The 17,295-nt window shown below is 55.3% G+C and carries 14 protein-coding genes; 7 read left to right on the top strand and 7 right to left on the bottom strand.

Features of this window, described 5'->3' with window-relative positions; all coding sequences use genetic code 11:
• Positions 1–148 precede the first annotated feature (148 nt).
• The gene (locus tag HUO07_RS05365) at positions 149–694 is read right to left on the bottom strand and encodes a hemerythrin domain-containing protein (RefSeq protein WP_176302705.1); all 546 of its coding nucleotides are present in this window, start codon (positions 692–694) and stop codon (positions 149–151) included.
• Between the two features lie 240 nt (positions 695–934).
• Positions 935–1,333: an IS200/IS605 family transposase gene (gene tnpA / locus HUO07_RS05360; protein ID WP_176302704.1), complete on the bottom strand. Its 399-nt coding sequence runs from the start codon at positions 1,331–1,333 to the stop codon at positions 935–937.
• Between the two features lie 69 nt (positions 1,334–1,402).
• On the opposite strand from tnpA, the gene HUO07_RS05355 reads away from it, so the two are divergent.
• Both HUO07_RS05355 and HUO07_RS05350 read left to right on the top strand, forming a co-directional pair.
• Complete coding sequence (locus tag HUO07_RS05355; RefSeq protein ID WP_176302703.1) at positions 1,403–2,650, top strand: RNA-guided endonuclease InsQ/TnpB family protein; 1,248 nt, start codon at positions 1,403–1,405, stop codon at positions 2,648–2,650.
• 211 nt (positions 2,651–2,861) lie between these two features.
• On the top strand, positions 2,862–4,196 hold the full coding sequence (locus HUO07_RS05350) for a replication-associated recombination protein A (RefSeq protein ID WP_176302702.1): 1,335 nt from the start codon (positions 2,862–2,864) through the stop codon (positions 4,194–4,196).
• Positions 4,197–4,451: 255 nt separating this feature from the next.
• Here the strand turns inward: HUO07_RS05350 and lolA are convergent, their stop codons facing one another.
• A complete protein-coding gene (gene lolA / locus HUO07_RS05345; protein ID WP_176302701.1) occupies positions 4,452–5,102 on the bottom strand; it encodes an outer membrane lipoprotein periplasmic chaperone LolA in 651 nt (216 codons plus the stop codon).
• A gap of 226 nt (positions 5,103–5,328) precedes the next feature.
• Positions 5,329–8,490, bottom strand: a complete 3,162-nt coding sequence (locus HUO07_RS05340) for a DNA translocase FtsK (RefSeq protein WP_176302700.1) — start codon at positions 8,488–8,490, stop codon at positions 5,329–5,331.
• A gap of 170 nt (positions 8,491–8,660) precedes the next feature.
• Between HUO07_RS05340 and aat the strand changes: the two genes are divergently transcribed.
• The 3 genes from aat to infA all read left to right on the top strand — a co-directional run bounded on the left by aat (position 8,661) and on the right by infA (position 10,528).
• Positions 8,661–9,407: a leucyl/phenylalanyl-tRNA--protein transferase gene (gene aat, locus HUO07_RS05335; RefSeq protein ID WP_008958430.1), complete on the top strand. Its 747-nt coding sequence runs from the start codon at positions 8,661–8,663 to the stop codon at positions 9,405–9,407.
• 36 nt (positions 9,408–9,443) lie between these two features.
• The gene (locus HUO07_RS05330; RefSeq protein ID WP_176302699.1) at positions 9,444–10,178 is read left to right on the top strand and encodes an arginyltransferase; all 735 of its coding nucleotides are present in this window, start codon (positions 9,444–9,446) and stop codon (positions 10,176–10,178) included.
• A 131-nt stretch (positions 10,179–10,309) separates the two neighbouring features.
• Positions 10,310–10,528, top strand: coding sequence for a translation initiation factor IF-1 (gene infA / locus HUO07_RS05325; RefSeq protein ID WP_007111068.1), 219 nt, complete (start codon positions 10,310–10,312; stop codon positions 10,526–10,528).
• A gap of 196 nt (positions 10,529–10,724) precedes the next feature.
• Here infA and clpA read toward each other — a convergent pair whose 3' ends face one another.
• From clpA to HUO07_RS05310, 3 genes are all read right to left on the bottom strand, one after another.
• Positions 10,725–13,001 carry an ATP-dependent Clp protease ATP-binding subunit ClpA gene (clpA, locus tag HUO07_RS05320; RefSeq protein WP_176302698.1) on the bottom strand — a complete coding sequence of 759 codons (2,277 nt, stop codon included), beginning with the start codon at positions 12,999–13,001 and terminating at the stop codon, positions 10,725–10,727.
• A gap of 139 nt (positions 13,002–13,140) precedes the next feature.
• The gene (clpS, locus tag HUO07_RS05315; protein WP_176302856.1) at positions 13,141–13,449 is read right to left on the bottom strand and encodes an ATP-dependent Clp protease adapter ClpS; all 309 of its coding nucleotides are present in this window, start codon (positions 13,447–13,449) and stop codon (positions 13,141–13,143) included.
• A 310-nt stretch (positions 13,450–13,759) separates the two neighbouring features.
• The gene (locus HUO07_RS05310; protein ID WP_176302697.1) at positions 13,760–15,994 is read right to left on the bottom strand and encodes an NADP-dependent isocitrate dehydrogenase; all 2,235 of its coding nucleotides are present in this window, start codon (positions 15,992–15,994) and stop codon (positions 13,760–13,762) included.
• A gap of 213 nt (positions 15,995–16,207) precedes the next feature.
• On the opposite strand from HUO07_RS05310, the gene HUO07_RS05305 reads away from it, so the two are divergent.
• Complete coding sequence (locus tag HUO07_RS05305; RefSeq protein ID WP_176302696.1) at positions 16,208–16,831, top strand: pseudouridine synthase; 624 nt, start codon at positions 16,208–16,210, stop codon at positions 16,829–16,831.
• Entirely contained in the window at positions 16,828–17,268 is a 441-nt protein-coding gene (locus HUO07_RS05300; RefSeq protein ID WP_176302695.1) for an NUDIX domain-containing protein, read from the top strand. Before HUO07_RS05305 ends, HUO07_RS05300 begins: the two co-directional genes overlap by 4 nt.
• Positions 17,269–17,295: the final 27 nt, after the last annotated feature.

Here is a 17,295-nt window from a genome sequence, read left to right as displayed (position 1 = left end):
TCTCTTTGCATCACTATCCTGCTTCATTCATCAGCGCCGGGCTGGTCGATGGTTAAACTGACACCCAATAAAAACGGGGCCGCCAGTTTAGCATGCCCCGCCTATGAATTTATTGATTGTCGCTACCCGCTTAAGTCGTTTTTCCTGGCTATACCGCGGGCACATCAGCCCCTCGCAGTTCGGCGTAGAGTTCGGGGTAGGCTTGCTGCAGGCGCTCTAACTCTTGTTCCGCACCGGCGGGAAGCGCCTCGCGAAGCTTTTCCATATCTTCTTGACTAAAGTGCTCATCAATTAGTGGGAACAGCCCTTCACGCTCGTGCCGCAAGTAGGCCCGATGCGCCTCTAAATAATCTTTTAGATCTTCAGCAAAACGATCCATGGGCAGCACATTGTCCATCAGAATCATGTCGATATCGCTGGAGAGACGCTGCAAGCGAGGCTTTAACTCACGATAATCATTGGCCATCTGTTCGGTAAGCGCACTATGGTCGGGCGCTTTAGCCTGTAACCGCTCAACGCAGACCTTTTCCAGCGGGGCGGCAAAACCATCCATGTAGGATAAAATGTAATCGACTACCTCACGCATCAGCTTGAAGTTGGGCCGCTCTCCCTGTACTAACGTTTTTTGCTTCAGCTGTAGCACATGAAGCATCCGAGCCATGTTGGCATGATCTAGACGCAGTTGGTTTAACATTGAGCCGTCTCCTTTATCGTGTCATGCCTGCCGTTTTGCCTGATTAAGCTGAAGGCATGCAATCATAGGGGCATAGCAACTAACAGGCGTTACCATTAACAATGCCTCTATGGCGTTATCCTAGCAAGCGCATCTTTCTGTTAGGTTACGCCAAAGGTAGTTCGACAAGCTGCGCTTTACCACCCTTAACCCGCAGGGTGACCGCACCGGCCAAGGTGTGAGGTGAATGCGGTGCGGGCGTCAACCCCGCTGGTTTTGGATGTACTGTGCCACGACTGCCAGTGGTGCCCCACCGCACGATCCCACGAAGTACGACCGGCTCCAAAGCACCGGCTTGGTGTAGGCACCCCGCAGGTCGTTGAACTCCGCTCGCATCCGACGAGACGTTACCGCCTTCAAGGAGTTGACCAGCTTCGTAAGCTGCACCTTGGGGGTGTACTCGACCAGCAGGTGTACATGATCACTTTCACCATGACACTCACGAAGCTCGGCCTCGAAGTCAGCGCAAACTTCGCCAGCAATTTGCTGGAAGGCTTCATGGTGAAGCTCACCGAGAATCTTACGGCGGTATTTCGTCACGAAGACAATGTGGACGTGGAGCAGGTAGGCGCTGTGACGCGCCTTGTTGATCTTGTGCATACTGATGGTTGAACTTCGCTAAAATAAACTATTATGGTGGTTTATCAATCACCACACACTGAGTTGACCATGAAGGTCTTGAAAGCCTACCGATTCAAGCTGAAGCCAACACCGGAAGCAGAAGCGCTGCTCTACCGGATGGCGGGGTGTGGCCGGTTGGCGTACAATAAGTCTCTTGAAATAATGCTCGACATCGCGCAGAAAGACTTGGCCTTTGAGGGTGATCGTAAGTCGTTGTACAAGACTCTCAATGACCTTCCCCCGAAGGAGCGGATCACTCTGGCTAAGAGCTTCCCAAGCGCAGCGGGCCTGAACAAGCAACTGACGCAGTGGAAAAAGGCGCCAGAACTGACCTTTCTGAAAGAGGCCTACACGGACAACCTTCAGCAGCGTCAACGCGACCTGCGAGACAAGGCCATCAAGGATTGGTGTACGGGGAAGCGGGGATTCCCGGTTTTCAGGACGAAGCGCATCGCGCATCACTCGACCATGCGCTTCGTCAACTTCCCCAAGTATTGCGCCCTCGATCAACGCCGCATCAAACTGCCCAACAAGCTGGGCTGGGTGCGGATGTACCAGTCACACGTCATCGAAGGCGAGCCACGCAACGCGACCGTCTCACTCGATGCATGTGGTAACTGGCACGTAGCTATCATGTGCGCAGTCGACGTCAAGCCTCCCCGCGCGCCTGATCAAGGCGCGGTCGGCATCGACATGGGCATTGCCAAGAACATGACGCTGAGTGACGGTACGGCGTTCGCCGGGGTGCACAGCTTCGCTACCTTAAAGGGTCACCTGGCGACTTCCCAACGCCAACTGAAGCACAAGGAACGCGGTTCCGCTAACTGGAAAAAACAGAAGCGCAAGATTGCGCGTATTCACCAGCGTATTGCCGATATACGGCGCGACTACCAACACAAGGCCACAACGACGATCAGCAAGAACCACGCCATGGTCGCCGTCGAAGACCTCCGAGTCGCCAACCTGTCGAAGTCTGCGAGGGGCACGATTGCCCAACCGGGACGTCATGTCCGGCAAAAGTCAGGGCTGAATCGCTCAATCCTCGACCAAGGCTGGTACGAGATTCGTCGCCAGCTTGAGTACAAGATGGCATGGACCGGGGGCCTATTTGTGGCGGTACCACCGCACCACACGAGCCAGACTTGCCCAGCCTGCTTGTACAAGTCGCCGGACAACCGCCAGACACAGGCCCGTTTCCTGTGTACGCATTGCGGGTATGTCGAAAACGCCGATGTCGTAGGAGCTATCAACGTGCTTCACCGAGGCCTCGACCTTCTCGAAGCCTCGAACCAGTAAAACCTGATCAGGGCGGGACGACGCCCGTAGCGCCTGTGCAGTGAGTGGTGCAGTAGGGCCGCCAGCAGCAGGAACCAGACCACCGGGCGACCAGTGGTCACCCGAGAGGGAATCCTCTTCCTGAGTCGCGCCAGCGCGAAGGAGGGGAGGATGTCAAAGACACTTGTAACCAATAAGTAGTTCTACGCCCCGATTGACAACGGAAGTTTACATGGACCTTTTTGATAGCGCCCACGCAGCACCTTCAGAAGACGCCCCGCTAGCCTTTCGTATGCGCCCACGCCAATTGGACGATTACGTAGGCCAACAGGCGTTGGTGGGGCCGGATAAACCGCTACGCCGTATGGCGGAATCTGGTGTTGTGCGTTCGATGATTCTATGGGGGCCGCCGGGGGTGGGCAAGACCACGCTGGCAGAGCTTTTAGCCCGCGCCTCTCAAGCCCAACTGGAGCACCTCAGCGCGGTGATGGCTGGGGTGAAAGAGATTCGTGCCGTCGTAGAACGTGCCCAGCAAATGTCATCCACGGTCATCCTCTTTTTAGATGAGATTCACCGTCTCAACAAGAGTCAGCAGGATGCCCTACTGCCCCATGTGGAGTCGGGGCTGCTCACGCTGATTGGTGCCACTACCGAAAACCCATCGTTTGAGGTCAACTCGGCGCTGCTCTCCCGTGCACGGGTTTACGTATTGAAATCGCTCACTCAGGATGAGTTGATTACAGTGATGCGCCAAGCGCTTAACGACGCTGAACGCGGGCTGGGAAAACGCGATATTCACGTTGAAGACGAAGTGTTAAGCGCGCTAGCCCATGCCAGCGCAGGTGATGCTCGCCGGGCGCTTGGGTTATTAGAAACCGCGTGTGATTTCGCCACCCAGGAAGCGGGCCGTGAAGTACTCCATAAGGACGTACTGGCGGATGTGATTGGCCACCAAGCCAGCGCTTTCGATAAGCAGGGTGACGCCTACTACGACCTGCTCTCGGCCATCCACAAATCCATCCGCTCTTCACGGCCTAATGCCGCGCTGCTGTATATGGCGCGCTTCATGCAGGGTGGCGGCGACCCGCTGGACGTGGTGCGCCGACTGACGGCCATTGCCTCAGAGGATGTCGGCAATGCCGACCCTCGCGCCCTGCCGCTGGTGATTGCTGCTTGGGACGCCTACCTGCGCCTGGGGGATTACGAAGGCCAGCGAGCGATTGCCCATGCAGCGATTCATTTGGCGGTGGCGCCCAAAAGCAATCGTATCGACCGAGCCTGGAGTGATGCCAAGCGCTACGTGCGTGAGCAACCTCAGGTGGAAGTGCCAACCTACCTGCGCAATGCGCCCACCAAACTCATGGAGCAGTTGGGCCATGGTGAAGGCTATCGCTATGCCCACAACGAGCCAGACGGCTATCCGGCGGGTAGCGTCCATGACTGCTGGCCTGAAGAGCTACCTAAAGCCACCTTCTTTAAGCCGAGCCCTTTCGGTCAGGAGAAGCGCTTTGGAGAAATAATGGCGTGGCGTGAAAGCCGTGATCAGGAAGCAGATGAGGCGCCCTAGGGCGCCTGACGGTTATTGCCTAACGACCAATCTCTATAAACAACTTACCGCTGACTGTCCCGCTCGGTGCCTTGATCACTGCTGATCGCGCAATGAATTGGGCTCCTACAACACCCAACACTTGTACCCAACCAATGTAGGAGCCCGACTTGTCGGGCGATCAGGCTATCTAGAAGCAATGACCCTCGGCACCCCGACCACTCTGCTGATCGCGCAATGAATTGCGCTCCTACAATGTACCACTAACCTTCTTCGTTAAAGCTCTTCGCGGATAACGTCAGTGCCTTCGGGAATCTCGAAGTCAAACATGCTCTGGTCGATGTTGCCGTTGCTGGTAATGTTGCTGAAGGTAATAGCCGTGCGCTGCCCGGTGCTGTCCATCATCCACAGCTCGGTCAATGTGTCAGCATCGAATACCATGCTTAACTCTTCGAAAAGCGTATCGGCTGAGATAGGCACCAACGTAAAAACGTCTTCGCCGTCATCTTGCTCGTAGAACACCTCATAGCTCTCGGTTAACTCATCCACGCTGCCCGACAGCAGCAGCGCGGGCGTGTGGGTGACGCGATCATCCATCGCTTGAACGGTGACTTGTTCAAGGTCGGGATCATACATATACACATCGTCGCCATCCGACACGACGGTTTGCGAATACGGCGCTTCCACTTCCCAACGCAGCAACCCAGGGCGCGAAAGCCACATCTCGCCACGCGCGCTCTGTAGACGCTCGCCACTGCCATCAAGAATCTGCTGCTCAAAAGTAGCCTGATAGCTCTCAAGCGGATCCAGGCGCTCAGTTAACCGTTCAGCGGCATCATCCGCCCATACCGGCGCACCAAAGGTCAAACCCAAGGCGCTTGCGGCAAATGCCAGTGATGAAGGTCGTCCTTTTAGCGTATCGCGCATATGATCTCCCTAGGCAATCGTTGCCAGATAACGGTTGCTCAATAATTAAAGGTAAAAACAAAGAAAAAAAAATCGAATGTGTAACGTCAGTTTAACCGTCCGACCGCTCATGTATGACTGCTCATGTACAACTGTTCATGTAGGACTAAGACGTGAAAAACGCCGCAGGGTTTCACCCGCGGCGCGACTTCCACGCTTATTGCATAATTGTGCCCCTTACCAAGGGTTAATGGCCTACCGGAGGTGGCGCAAGCACTTCCCGGGCGCCGTTGGAACCCATTGAGGTCACTACACCAGCGCCCTCCATGGCCTCAACCAAGCGAGCGGCCCGGTTGTAGCCGATCTTGAAGCGGCGCTGGACAGCAGAAATCGAAGCTTTGCGTGTTTCAGTGACAAACTGGATAGCTTCATCATAAAGCGCATCCTGTTCGGCATCGTCACTATCGCCCCCTTCGGCTTCAAGGCCGGTCAAGGCATCGGCTGAGACGCCCCCTGAGAGGATCTCTTCGATGTACTCCGGTGTGCCCCGACGCTTCCAGTCATCGACCACCCGGTGCACTTCATCATCATCCACAAAGGCACCGTGGATACGATTAGGCGGCCCAGAGCCGGCAGGCAGATAGAGCATATCACCGTGCCCGAGCAGACTTTCAGCACCGCCCTGGTCAAGAATCGTGCGCGAATCGATGCGCGATGACACCTGAAAGGCCATCCGCGAAGGAATATTGGCCTTGATCAAGCCAGTCACAACGTCCACCGAGGGGCGCTGGGTAGCCAGAATCAAATGGATACCCGCGGCGCGGGCCTTTTGTGCCAGGCGGGCAATCAGCTCTTCGACCTTTTTGCCGACGATCATAAACATGTCGGCAAATTCGTCGATCACCACCACGATATAGGGCAGCTTCTCCAATACCGGGTGCGGCTGATGCACTTCCCATGGCTGTGGCTCCCACAACGGATCTGCCACTTGGGCACCAGCGCGCTCCGCTTCATCCAGGCGGCCATTAAAGCCTGCGATATTACGCACACCCATGGCCGCCATCAGCTTATAGCGGCGCTCCATCTCGGCCACACACCAGCGCAGGCTGTTGGCCGCCTCTTTCATATCGGTGACCACGGGCGCCAGCAAATGAGGGATACCATCGTAGACCGACAGCTCCAGCATTTTGGGGTCGACCATGATGAGCTTCAGCTCGCTGGGCTTCGCCTTGAGCAGCATCGAGATCAGCATGGCGTTAACGCCCACTGACTTACCCGACCCGGTGGTGCCGGCTACCAACAAGTGAGGCATCTTACCCAGGTTGGCCACCACGGGGCTGCCGCCAATATCCTGGCCCAGCGCCATGGTCAGCGGTGAGGTTTCCTGCTGGTAGCGATCAGAGTCGATCACTTCGCGCAGGCGGATCATGGCGCGGTTGGGGTTGGGTATTTCAATCCCTACCGTGGGTCGCCCAGGAATAACCTCCACCACCCGCACACTCTTCACCATCAGTGAGCGCGCCAAGTCTTTGGCAAGATTGCTGATCTTGGAGACCTTCACGCCCGCAGCAGGCTTGATTTCAAAGCGGGTAATCACCGGCCCAGGCCAAGTATCGACGACTTCCGCCTTAACACCGTATTCGCGCAGCCGCACTTCAAGCAGTTCCGCCATATCGGCCAACTGTTCATCGCTGTAATTGGGCTGATGCGGTTCAGCAGGTGTCAGCAGTTGCAGGCTCGGCACATCGCCTTCGGGCTCGTCCAGGGTCTCAAAGGCAGGCCGCTGGCTCTGCAAATGCTCCACGGTCCACAGCGCGGGGCCTTCGTCAGATTCTTGCGCTTGAACATCGGGCGAGAAAGTGGGCTCTTGGCGTGCAGCTGGCGTAGGCACTGGCGCTGGTTCGCTTGGCTCCTCTGGCTGGTATAACTCGTCGTCCATCTCTTCGTCGTCCCACACTGGCTCCGGGACGACTTCAGCCACACGCTCAGGCTTACGTGCAGGCTCAGGCTCCATGGCGCGCCTAGGAATAGCTTCAGGTGACTCGCTGAGCGTCGGCTCACTGCGGCGTTCAGCAGGCGCTGATTGAGTATGCGTTTTCTCATCAGGCGCTTCGTCGTTGACAAAGAAGTTACTTGCAGCAGGTGCCGGCGACTCTTCCTGACGCGAGGCGTGTAGCGGGAAGGAGACGTCGGCCTCCTTGGGCTCATCGTTTTCCTTGGGAACGGGCTCAGGCGCTTTTGCCGGCTCCTCTGCCTGGACAAAGGCATTTTCTCGCGGCGCTGGGGGTGCCGACACCTCCGCCTCTTCTGCGGCTTTATCTACTGGTGGCACTGACGCCTTTGCAGGCGCCGCCACTGCTGGCTCCTCGGTAGCGGCCGGTGATTTAGCAGGCACGTGCTTATTGCTTGAAAAAGCCGCAGTTTCCCAGGGAATCGAGGTGTCGGTGGTCTCGCTGCTGTATTCCGTAGCGGCTGAATGGTCGGTGACACTGTTATCAAGCGGCATTGAGAAACCTGGCTCGCGCCGTTCTCGACCCGTGGCGCTTTTACCTACACCTACCGATTCAGCAGTCGGCTTAGCTTCAGTCGACTTAACGTCAGCAGGTTTATCCTCAACATATGAAGCTTTGGGCGCTAGCTCGGGTTTGACTTGAGACTTCGCCGTGGGCGCGGGTTTCGCGGCCGCTCGCTGCGCTGCGCGCATGCGGCTTGCCTGCCGACGAGCCGATAGCCAGCCACCCAGCCGGCATATGCGCTTACCGAGCTCATCCGCCACCTGCAGCCACGACATGCCGCTAAATAACGGAAAGCCGCTTAAAATGAGTGCTGCGGCGATTAAGCCAACGCCGCCACTCCCTACTAAAGGCCTTAGCGCACCGACCAAGCCTTCCCCTAAAATGCCGCCAGAGGCGTAGGGCAGCATACTGTCAGGATGATAAAAGTGCAGCGCACCTAACATGGTGGTGCCAAAAATAAGGAGTACTAAGCCACCCGCGTGCACAGCAATCGCGACCGGGTCGAGTTCAAAACGTACCTGGCGCGATCGAATCAGCCACCAGGCGGCAAAACCAAACATCCCCGGCCACCACAGCGCACTGGCCCCTAGCAGTGAATAGAGAACATCGGCTAACCAGGCCCCCACCTGCCCCATCCAGTTACGTATGTCCGTTTCCGGCCCTTGGTAAGACCAGCCTGGATCAGAGGGGTGGTAACTAAATAAGGCTAATAATAAAAACACACACAGCGCTAGCAGTAACACCACTACGCCTTCGCGCACGGAGCCTTGTAAGCGCAGGCCAAAACGGCGAGCCTTATCCTTTGCGGCGTTAACACGCGCAGAAGAAGCCGATGGTGGTGTTTGACGCGCGCTACGCTGCGTTCGCTTGTTAACTGCTTTATTCACTTTCAAGCGACTCTCCCTTTACACCTCAATGGCGTCTTTAATCCACTTGCGAGTTTGCATGATACCGAGCATCCTTCCGCCGTCACAGAGCTGTTATCTAAGCGCTCGGTACAAGAGCTCAGCACAAGAACTCATCTCAAGAGCTTAGTAAAAGCACGTAGCAACAGGAGCAAGTAATGCTACCTTGGCTTTCCTCGCCATATCCCAACTTTCCAACCACCGCTACGGCCCTGGATTCCCCCAACGGCCTGCTGGCAGCCGGTGGAGAGCTTTCCCCCGTTTGGCTGGTAGAAGCCTACCGGCGGGGAATCTTTCCGTGGTTCAGCGATGACGACCCCATTTTATGGTGGAGTCCAGACCCGCGCATGATACTCCTACCCGAGCAATTTAAGCAGCGTCGTAGCCTGACCAAGCGATTACGCCATGGTGGCTTCCATATCACCCTGGATCAACACTTCGATCAGGTTATTCAGGCCTGTGCCGCCCCCCGCGACGAAGAAGGCGGCACCTGGATCACTGCCGAAATGCGCGACGCTTACAGCCAGCTAAATGCACTCGGCATTGCCCATAGCATTGAAGTCCATCAAAACGGACAGTTGGTAGGTGGCCTGTATGGTATCGCAATGGGGCCGGTGTTTTTTGGCGAATCGATGTTCTCCCGCACACCAGACGCCTCCAAGGTAGCGCTAGCCCACCTAGCCAGGGCTATGCGCGAGCATGATGGTAAGCTCATCGACTGCCAAATGCATACCCCTCACTTGGCCAGCCTGGGCGCTATTACAGTCGCTCGCGAGGCATTCATCAACTATCTTAAAAACTGGTTACCCGATAAGGCGTTTACGTTACCCTCATCACCCGTTGAAATACCGGCTGTTCCTGCATCGCTGTGGCTGAAGGCGATTGCTACTGAGGATAACGATTAGAGATGAACTCATTCTGTTTCACCCAGGAGGCAAGCTGTGAGTAGTAACACTCCGCGTCGCCCGGTGCGGGATTTGCGCTTCTTCCTTACCGTGCCTCATTCTTGCAGCTATTTACCCGACAGAGAGGCGACGACGCTGTTCCTCGACCCTCAGGAGTCACCTGTGCCTGGCGTCTATGACTCGCTGGCACTGCTAGGGTTTCGTCGCAGCGGGCGTCATCTATACCGTCCTCACTGCGAAGGATGCAACGCCTGCCGCTCGGTGCGTATTCCGGTTGAGCAGTTTGAGTCTAATCGCACACAGCGTAAAATCTGGCGTCGCAATGCCGATATTAGCATCCGCATCATGCCCGCTTACTTTGCATCCACCCACTACTCGCTTTACGCTGATTATATTCGTCAGCGCCATGCTGACGGTGATATGTATCCGCCCAGCCGTGAACAGTACCGCACGTTTCTCACTCTTGATGAGCCCTATGCTCATCTCATGGAAATGTACCTTCACGACGAACTGGTCGGCGTGGCTGCCTTTGACCAACTGGAACATGGCCTATCCGCCATCTACACCTTCTTTGCCGTTAGCGAGGAACTGGATAAGCGTTCACTCGGCACTTTTGCCATTCTCAAACTGGTAGAGCTCAGCCGACAAAAAGAGCTTCCGCACCTATATTTAGGGTATTGGATCGAAGAGTGCCGTAAGATGCGCTACAAACAGGCTTTTGCGCCGCTAGAAATTCTTGATGGGCGCCATTGGCGGCAGTTAATTCGCTAAAGACGTAAGCTTTTTTGCCTTGACGGCAGGCTTACGGCACAATATAGCGCTGTTTCTTGAGTGCCCACCTAGCAGCACTCAAATTCTGACCGATTATTACATTACTAACTCATAAGTGAGGACATGCCTATATGGCACGCGAAGATCATATTGAAATGGAAGGCGTTATCGTCGATACCCTTCCGAACACCATGTTTCGTGTTGAGCTGGAAAACGGTCACGTTGTTACCGCTCACATCTCTGGCAAAATGCGCAAAAACTATATCCGCATTCTGACTGGCGATAAGGTAAAAGTAGAGCTAACACCTTACGATCTTTCTAAAGGCCGTATCGTATACCGTTCGCGCTAAGTCGTTACACCGTTAACGCGTTCGGCTGATCTCAACTGTTCCAGCCCGACTGTCTTTAACGACAGCTTCTAACGACAGCGCCGATCAGCGTCAATGGCTGTTCACTAAAAACGACAACGCCCCGTCGATGACAGGGCGCTGCGTTTTGTTGCATGTAAACAAGCATGGCTGGCTTTAGAGCGCCTTAGCGCCCTTTTCAGGGCGCATCGGCCATTTCAGTCTCTGTGGAAAGGTGTAGCTCTCCCTCTTCCAGGCTGACATGCACAATGCCGCCCTGATCGGCCAGTTCGCCAAACAGAATCATCTCGGCTAATGGCTTCTTAAGCTTCTCTTGTATGAGGCGCGCCATCGGGCGTGCGCCCATGTCAGGATCGTACCCTTTGTCGGCCAGCCAATCCCGCGCCATGTCGTCCACATCCAGCTGAACACGCTTCTCATCCAACTGCGCCTGCAATTCGATCAAGAACTTGTCGACGACGTTGCGTACGACCGAGACCGGTAGCGCGTGGAATTGAATAATGCCATCCAAGCGGTTACGGAACTCAGGCGAGAAGGTGCGGCGAATCACTTCCATCGCATCGGTAGAGTGGTCTTGATGCTGGAAGCCAATCGAACGACGCGACGCCTGTTCTGCACCGGCGTTAGAGGTCATGATCAGGATAACGTGACGGAAGTCCGCTTCGCGTCCGTTGTTATCCGTTAAGCGGCCATGATCCATCACCTGCAGCAGCAGGTTGAAGACTTCCGGGTGCGCTTTTTCAATCTCATCCAACAACAGCACGCAGTGCGGCTGTTTGGTGACGGCTTCGGTCAACAGGCCGCCTTGGTCATACCCAACGTAACCAGGAGGCGCACCGATCAGACGCGATACGGTGTGACGCTCCATATACTCCGACATATCAAAGCGAACAAGCTCAATGCCCATGATATGCGCCAGCTGTTTGGCCACTTCGGTTTTACCCACACCGGTGGGACCAGCAAACAAGAAGCTACCCACAGGCTTGTCAGGCGCTTTGAGCCCTGCACGGGACAATTTGATAGCAGCAGAAAGGCTATCAATCGCCTCATCCTGACCGAACACCAACATTTTCAGGTCACGGTCCAGCTTCTCGAGCAGCTTGCGGTCTGAGCTTGAAACACTCTTCGGCGGAATGCGCGCAATAGAGGCCACCACGGCTTCCACTTGCTCAACGTCAATCGTTTTGGACCGTATTTCCGGTGGCAATAGACGCTGGTGAGCGCCCGCTTCGTCGATCACATCGATCGCTTTATCGGGCAGGTACCGATCGTTGATATAGCGATCCGCCAAGCGCGCCGCGCTTTCTAAAGCGCCGTCGGTGTACTTAAGCTCATGGTGCTCCTCAAAGCGAGAGCGCAATCCCTTAAGGATTTTGATGGTGTCATCAACAGACGGCGCCATTACGTCTACTTTTTGGAAGCGGCGTGCCAACGCGCGGTCTTTTTCGAAGATGCCACGGAATTCCTGGAACGTAGTGGAGCCAATGCAGCGCAACTCGCCCGAAGAGAGCAACGGTTTGAGCAGATTGGAGGCATCCATCACCCCACCGGAAGCGGCGCCAGCGCCGATGACCGTATGAATCTCATCAATGAACAGCACAGCATTAGGCTGTTTGCGAAGTTCGCTCAACAGACTCTTCAGGCGTTTTTCAAAGTCGCCGCGATATTTGGTGCCGGCAAGCAGCGCGCCCATATCGAGCGAGTAAACCACTGCATCGGCAATGACATCGGGCACGTCTTCTTCAACGATACGCTTGGCCAGGCCCTCAGCGATCGCCGTTTTACCTACACCCGCCTCGCCGACTAGCAATGGGTTATTTTTACGGCGCCGCGCTAAAATTTGCACCACGCGCTCAAGCTCGTGATCCCGGCCAATTAGCGGGTCGATTTTGCCCAGTCGCGCCTGTTCATTCAGGTTAGTGGCATAGCCTGTCAGCGGGTGAGCAGCGCCTTCACTACCACCCTCTTCAGCATCTTCACTTTCAGACGAGGACGGAGAAGGTGAGGGACCGTGCCCAGCCACTTTAGAAATACCATGGGCGATATAGTTAACCGCATCAACGCGGGCAACACTTTGCTGTTTAAGGAAGTAAACCGCCTGGCTCTCTTGCTCAGAGAAGATAGCCACGAGCACATTGGCGCCGGATACTTCACTCTTACCAGATGACTGAACATGGAAAACCGCACGCTGTAAGACGCGTTGAAAACCGAGCGTGGGCTGTGTTTCGCGATCACCCTGACCTTCTGGGATCAGTGGCGTGGTCGAGTTAATAAAATCCTGCAGATCGGACCGCAGCTTGTCGAGGTTAGCCCCACACGCCTTCAGTACGTCTACCGCTGAGGCATTATCCAGCAACGCTAGCAGCAGGTGCTCAACGGTCATAAACTCGTGGCGCTTAGAGCGCGCCACAGTAAAGGCCGTGTTCAGGGTCATTTCAAGTTCTTTGCTCAGCATGGCAGTCCCCTTTTCGCTACTACCTAGGGCGTATCGCCACCTAGGGCTTGCGTCGGATCAGTTTAATCGACCGGCACTCTCAACATCGGGTACAAATGGCACGGTTGCAAGCCTCACCGTCAATTATTTCTCAACGTTTTTAATTGGCGGCCTCAATATCACTTATCAACGGGTGCTCACACTCACGGGCGTACTCGTTTACCTGATAGCTTTTAGTCTCTGCTATATCACGCGTAAACACGCCACAGGTGGCCTTTCCTTGGGTATGTACGGCGAGCATCACCTGAACGGCTGTCTCGCTATCCATGTTGAAAAAACCTTGCAGTACTTCAATGACGAACTCCATCGGCGTGTAATCGTCATTATGAAGCACCACCTTATAAAGCGGCGGTTGCGCCAGCGCTGGTTCTGCTGACTGAACCGCTAAATCGCCATCTTCATCGGGCATATTTGGCCGTGTCATTCCCGAAAGCATGGGTATGTCGGACAAGTATGGTCTCTCTTGGTTGGACATAAGCAGCACGGTTGGTTGTCTCAAGACTGACCGATGTAAGCATCGCTACGTTTCACTATAGCTAATTCACAGCGATGGCGAATTTACAGCTATAACGAATTTACTAGAACGTAAGACGCTGCCGATCAGCAAGGGTTCATGGAAAAAGTAAAATATCACAGGATGTAGTAGCGAAGGCAGTGTAAAACCCCGCCCACCAAGCCAAGCGGGCGGGGGTTCAGGCTTAAATCGAAGACGGGCGCGATTAGCCTTTAGCGACGATGGATAACGTCTCGTTGAGGGTCTTGCTGGGACGCATCACTTTGTCCGTCAACTCATGGTCAGGATGGTAGTAGCCACCAATATCGGTAGGCTGGCCCTGCACACTATTAAGCTCATCGACAATCGTCGCCTCTTTGGCTTTTAGCGCTTCGGTTAAGCGACCGAACAGTTCCTGCATTTCGGCATCACCACTCTGCTCAGCCAAGGCTTCTGCCCAGTATAGCGCTAAATAGAAATGGCTACCGCGATTGTCGAGTTCACCCACTTTGCGTGAAGGTGACTTGTTACTATCCAGGAACTTACCGTTGGCCTGATCGAGCGCCTTGGCTAACATTTTCGCTCGGGCGTTATCGAACGTGCTGCCCAGATGCTCAAGCGAAGCGGCTAAGGCTAAAAATTCACCCAGTGAGTCCCAACGCAGGTGGTTCTCTTCCAACAGCTGTTGAACGTGCTTAGGGGCAGAGCCCCCAGCGCCAGTTTCAAACAGGCCACCGCCATTCATCAACGGTACGATCGAAAGCATCTTGGCGCTGGTACCGAGCTCCATGATCGGGAACAGATCGGTCAGATAGTCACGCAGAACATTACCGGTCACGGAGATGGTATCTTCGCCCTTGCGGATACGCTCCAGCGAGAAGCGCATCGCGTCTTCCGGCGTCATGATGCGAATATCCAGGCCAGCGGTATCATGCTCTTTCAAATAGCTTTCTACTTTCTTGATCAGCTGAGCATCGTGGGCGCGCTGCGCGTCCAGCCAGAAAATAGCCGGGGTGCCGCTTTCACGAGCGCGGTTCACCGCCAGTTTCACCCAATCGCGAACCGGGGCATCTTTGGTTTGACACATACGCCAGATGTCGCCCTGCTCTACGCTGTGCTCAAGCACGACGTTGCCATCGGTATCCGTGACCCGCACGGTGCCGTCGGTGGGAATCTGGAAGGTCTTGTCGTGAGAACCGTACTCTTCAGCTTTCTGCGCCATAAGGCCGACGTTAGGCACGCTGCCCATGGTGGTCGGATCAAACGCACCGTGCTGTTTGCAGTCTTCGATCACGGTTTGGTAGATACCGGCGTAGCAGCGATCAGGAATTACCGCTTTAACATCGTGCAGTTGGTCGTCGGCACCCCACATCTTACCGGAGTCGCGAATCATTGCGGGCATTGAAGCATCAATAATCACGTCGCTGGGCACGTGCAGGTTGGTGATGCCTTTATGAGAATTCACCATTGCAAGGCGTGGACGCTCGGCATACAGCGCCTGGATCTCGTCCTCAATTTGCTTCTGACGCTCTTCAGGCAGCGACTTAATCGCCGAGTAGAGATCGCCAATACCGTTATTGGGATCAAAGCCTGCCTGCTTCAGCTCATCCGCGTGCTTGCTAAGCACGTCCTGATAGAACTCACTAACCACCATACCGAACATGATCGGATCAGAGACTTTCATCATGGTCGCTTTGAGGTGCAGCGAGAACAGCACATCTTTCGCTTTGGCGTCGGCCACTTCTTCCGCCACGAAACGACGCAGCGCGTTACGGCTCATTACCGCACCGTCAACGACTTCGCCTTCCAGTACGGATGTTTTCGGCTTGAGTACGGTGGCGCTGCCATCGTTAGCGATCAGCTCGATCTTAAGATCGGTGGCTTTTTCAATCAGCGCCGACTTCTCACTGCCGTAAAAATCGCCATCACTCATATGCGCTACGTGGGACTTGGAGTCGCTGCTCCACTCGCCCATGCGGTGCGGGTATTTACGCGCATAATTTTTAACCGACAGCGGTGCGCGGCGGTCTGAGTTACCTTCACGCAACACCGGGTTAACGGCACTGCCTTTGGTTTTGTCGTAACGCGCCTGAATGTCTTTCTCTTCGTCAGTCTGGGGCGCTTCCGGGTAGTCAGGAAGCTTGTAGCCCTGCTGCTGCAGCTCTTTAATCACCGCTTTCAACTGAGGCAGTGAAGCACTGATGTTGGGTAATTTGATGATGTTAGCTTCTGGGGTCTTGGTCAGTTCGCCAAGCTCGGCCAGGTGATCGCCGATCTGTTGCTCTTCGCTCAGGTAATCAGGAAACTGAGAGATAATCCGAGCGGCCAGCGAAATATCGCGCGTCTCTACCTGGATACCCGCTGAATCGGTGAAGGCATCGATAATCGGCAACAGGGAGTACGTCGCAAGCGCGGGGGCTTCGTCGGTGAGCGTATAGATGATCTTCGGCGTTTTGGTCATTTTTGCGTTAACCTCTCTTGTCACTACGATTGCAAGAAATCTTGAGCGGAGCGCGAGTTCACTAATGGCCGGGTCTCTAGCCTGTTTATAACGATGACGCCCCCAGCACGCCCCAGCAGCTAGGCCGGAGTATACCAGCGCTGTCCGCCATGCGCATTGTCGACATGTCCCGTCCAAAGAGCGCATAGAAAGTAAAAAGAGTAACGAGATGTCATGAGCAACCTCTATCTATTGCATAAGCCGTTTCAAGTATTAAGCCAGTTCAGCGACCGCGAAGGACGCCAAACACTGGCTCAATATATTGATGTCAAAGACATTTACCCTGCTGGGCGGCTTGACTACGACTCTGAAGGCCTGCTGCTGCTCAGCGACGACGGCGAGTTGATTCATCGCATCTCTCATCCACGCCACAAACAGCCCAAAACCTACTGGGCGCAGGTCGAAGGGCAAATAGATGACACGGCCCTCAAGGCACTGCGTCAGGGCATTACCCTCAAAGATGGCCCGACCCAGCCAGCGAAGGCTCGCCGAATGGAGCCTCCCACCACCGCCTTGCGCCAATCTCCTATCGACCCCAAGCGCCACCCGTCGACTAGCTGGCTGGAGCTAACCATTAGCGAAGGGCGCAATCGCCAGGTTCGCCGTATGACCGCTCACGTAGGCTTTCCTACGCTGCGCTTGATTCGCGTCTCCATTGGCCCCTGGACATTGGAAGGGTTAGCGCCTGGCGAGTGGCGTAAAGAGACCCTGCACGCACCCCGACCGGCGAATACAGCCCCAAATAAGCGAACGGCTCAGCGAGCACGACCCGCCGCTAAACGCAGGAAGCCATCATGAGCCTTATTCACAGCACGGCGGCCTGTGTTATACAGCGAGGCGAGCACTTCTTAATGGTGGAAGAGCAGCGCGGCGGGCCGCATAGCGTGTTCAACCAGCCCGCCGGACATATCGAGCCCGGTGAGGGGCCCATCACAGCCATTCTGCGCGAGGTACAGGAAGAGACCGCCTGGCGCGTGTCGCTTACCGGTTATCTGGGGCTATATATTTTTCATACCGATGACGGGCGAACGTTTCATAGCCACGGTTTTATTGCCGCGCCTCTGCATCAGCTCGACCTTGCTTTGGACCCTGACATCGTCGCCACACATTGGCTGACACTTGAGCAACTGCGCGAATTAGATCAACAGTCACGCCTACGTAGCCCACTGGTACTCAAACGTATCGAAGATGCGCTCAGCGGGCCGTGTTATCCGCTGACGGTGATTCGCGAGTGAAGCACTCGAAGCCATTACCCCGCATCG

The organism is Vreelandella maris (genome assembly GCF_013371085.1).
GTDB lineage: Bacteria > Pseudomonadota > Gammaproteobacteria > Pseudomonadales > Halomonadaceae > Vreelandella > Vreelandella maris.
Note: the sequence above shows the minus strand (reverse complement) of the source record. Positions and strands in the feature narration are given on the sequence as shown.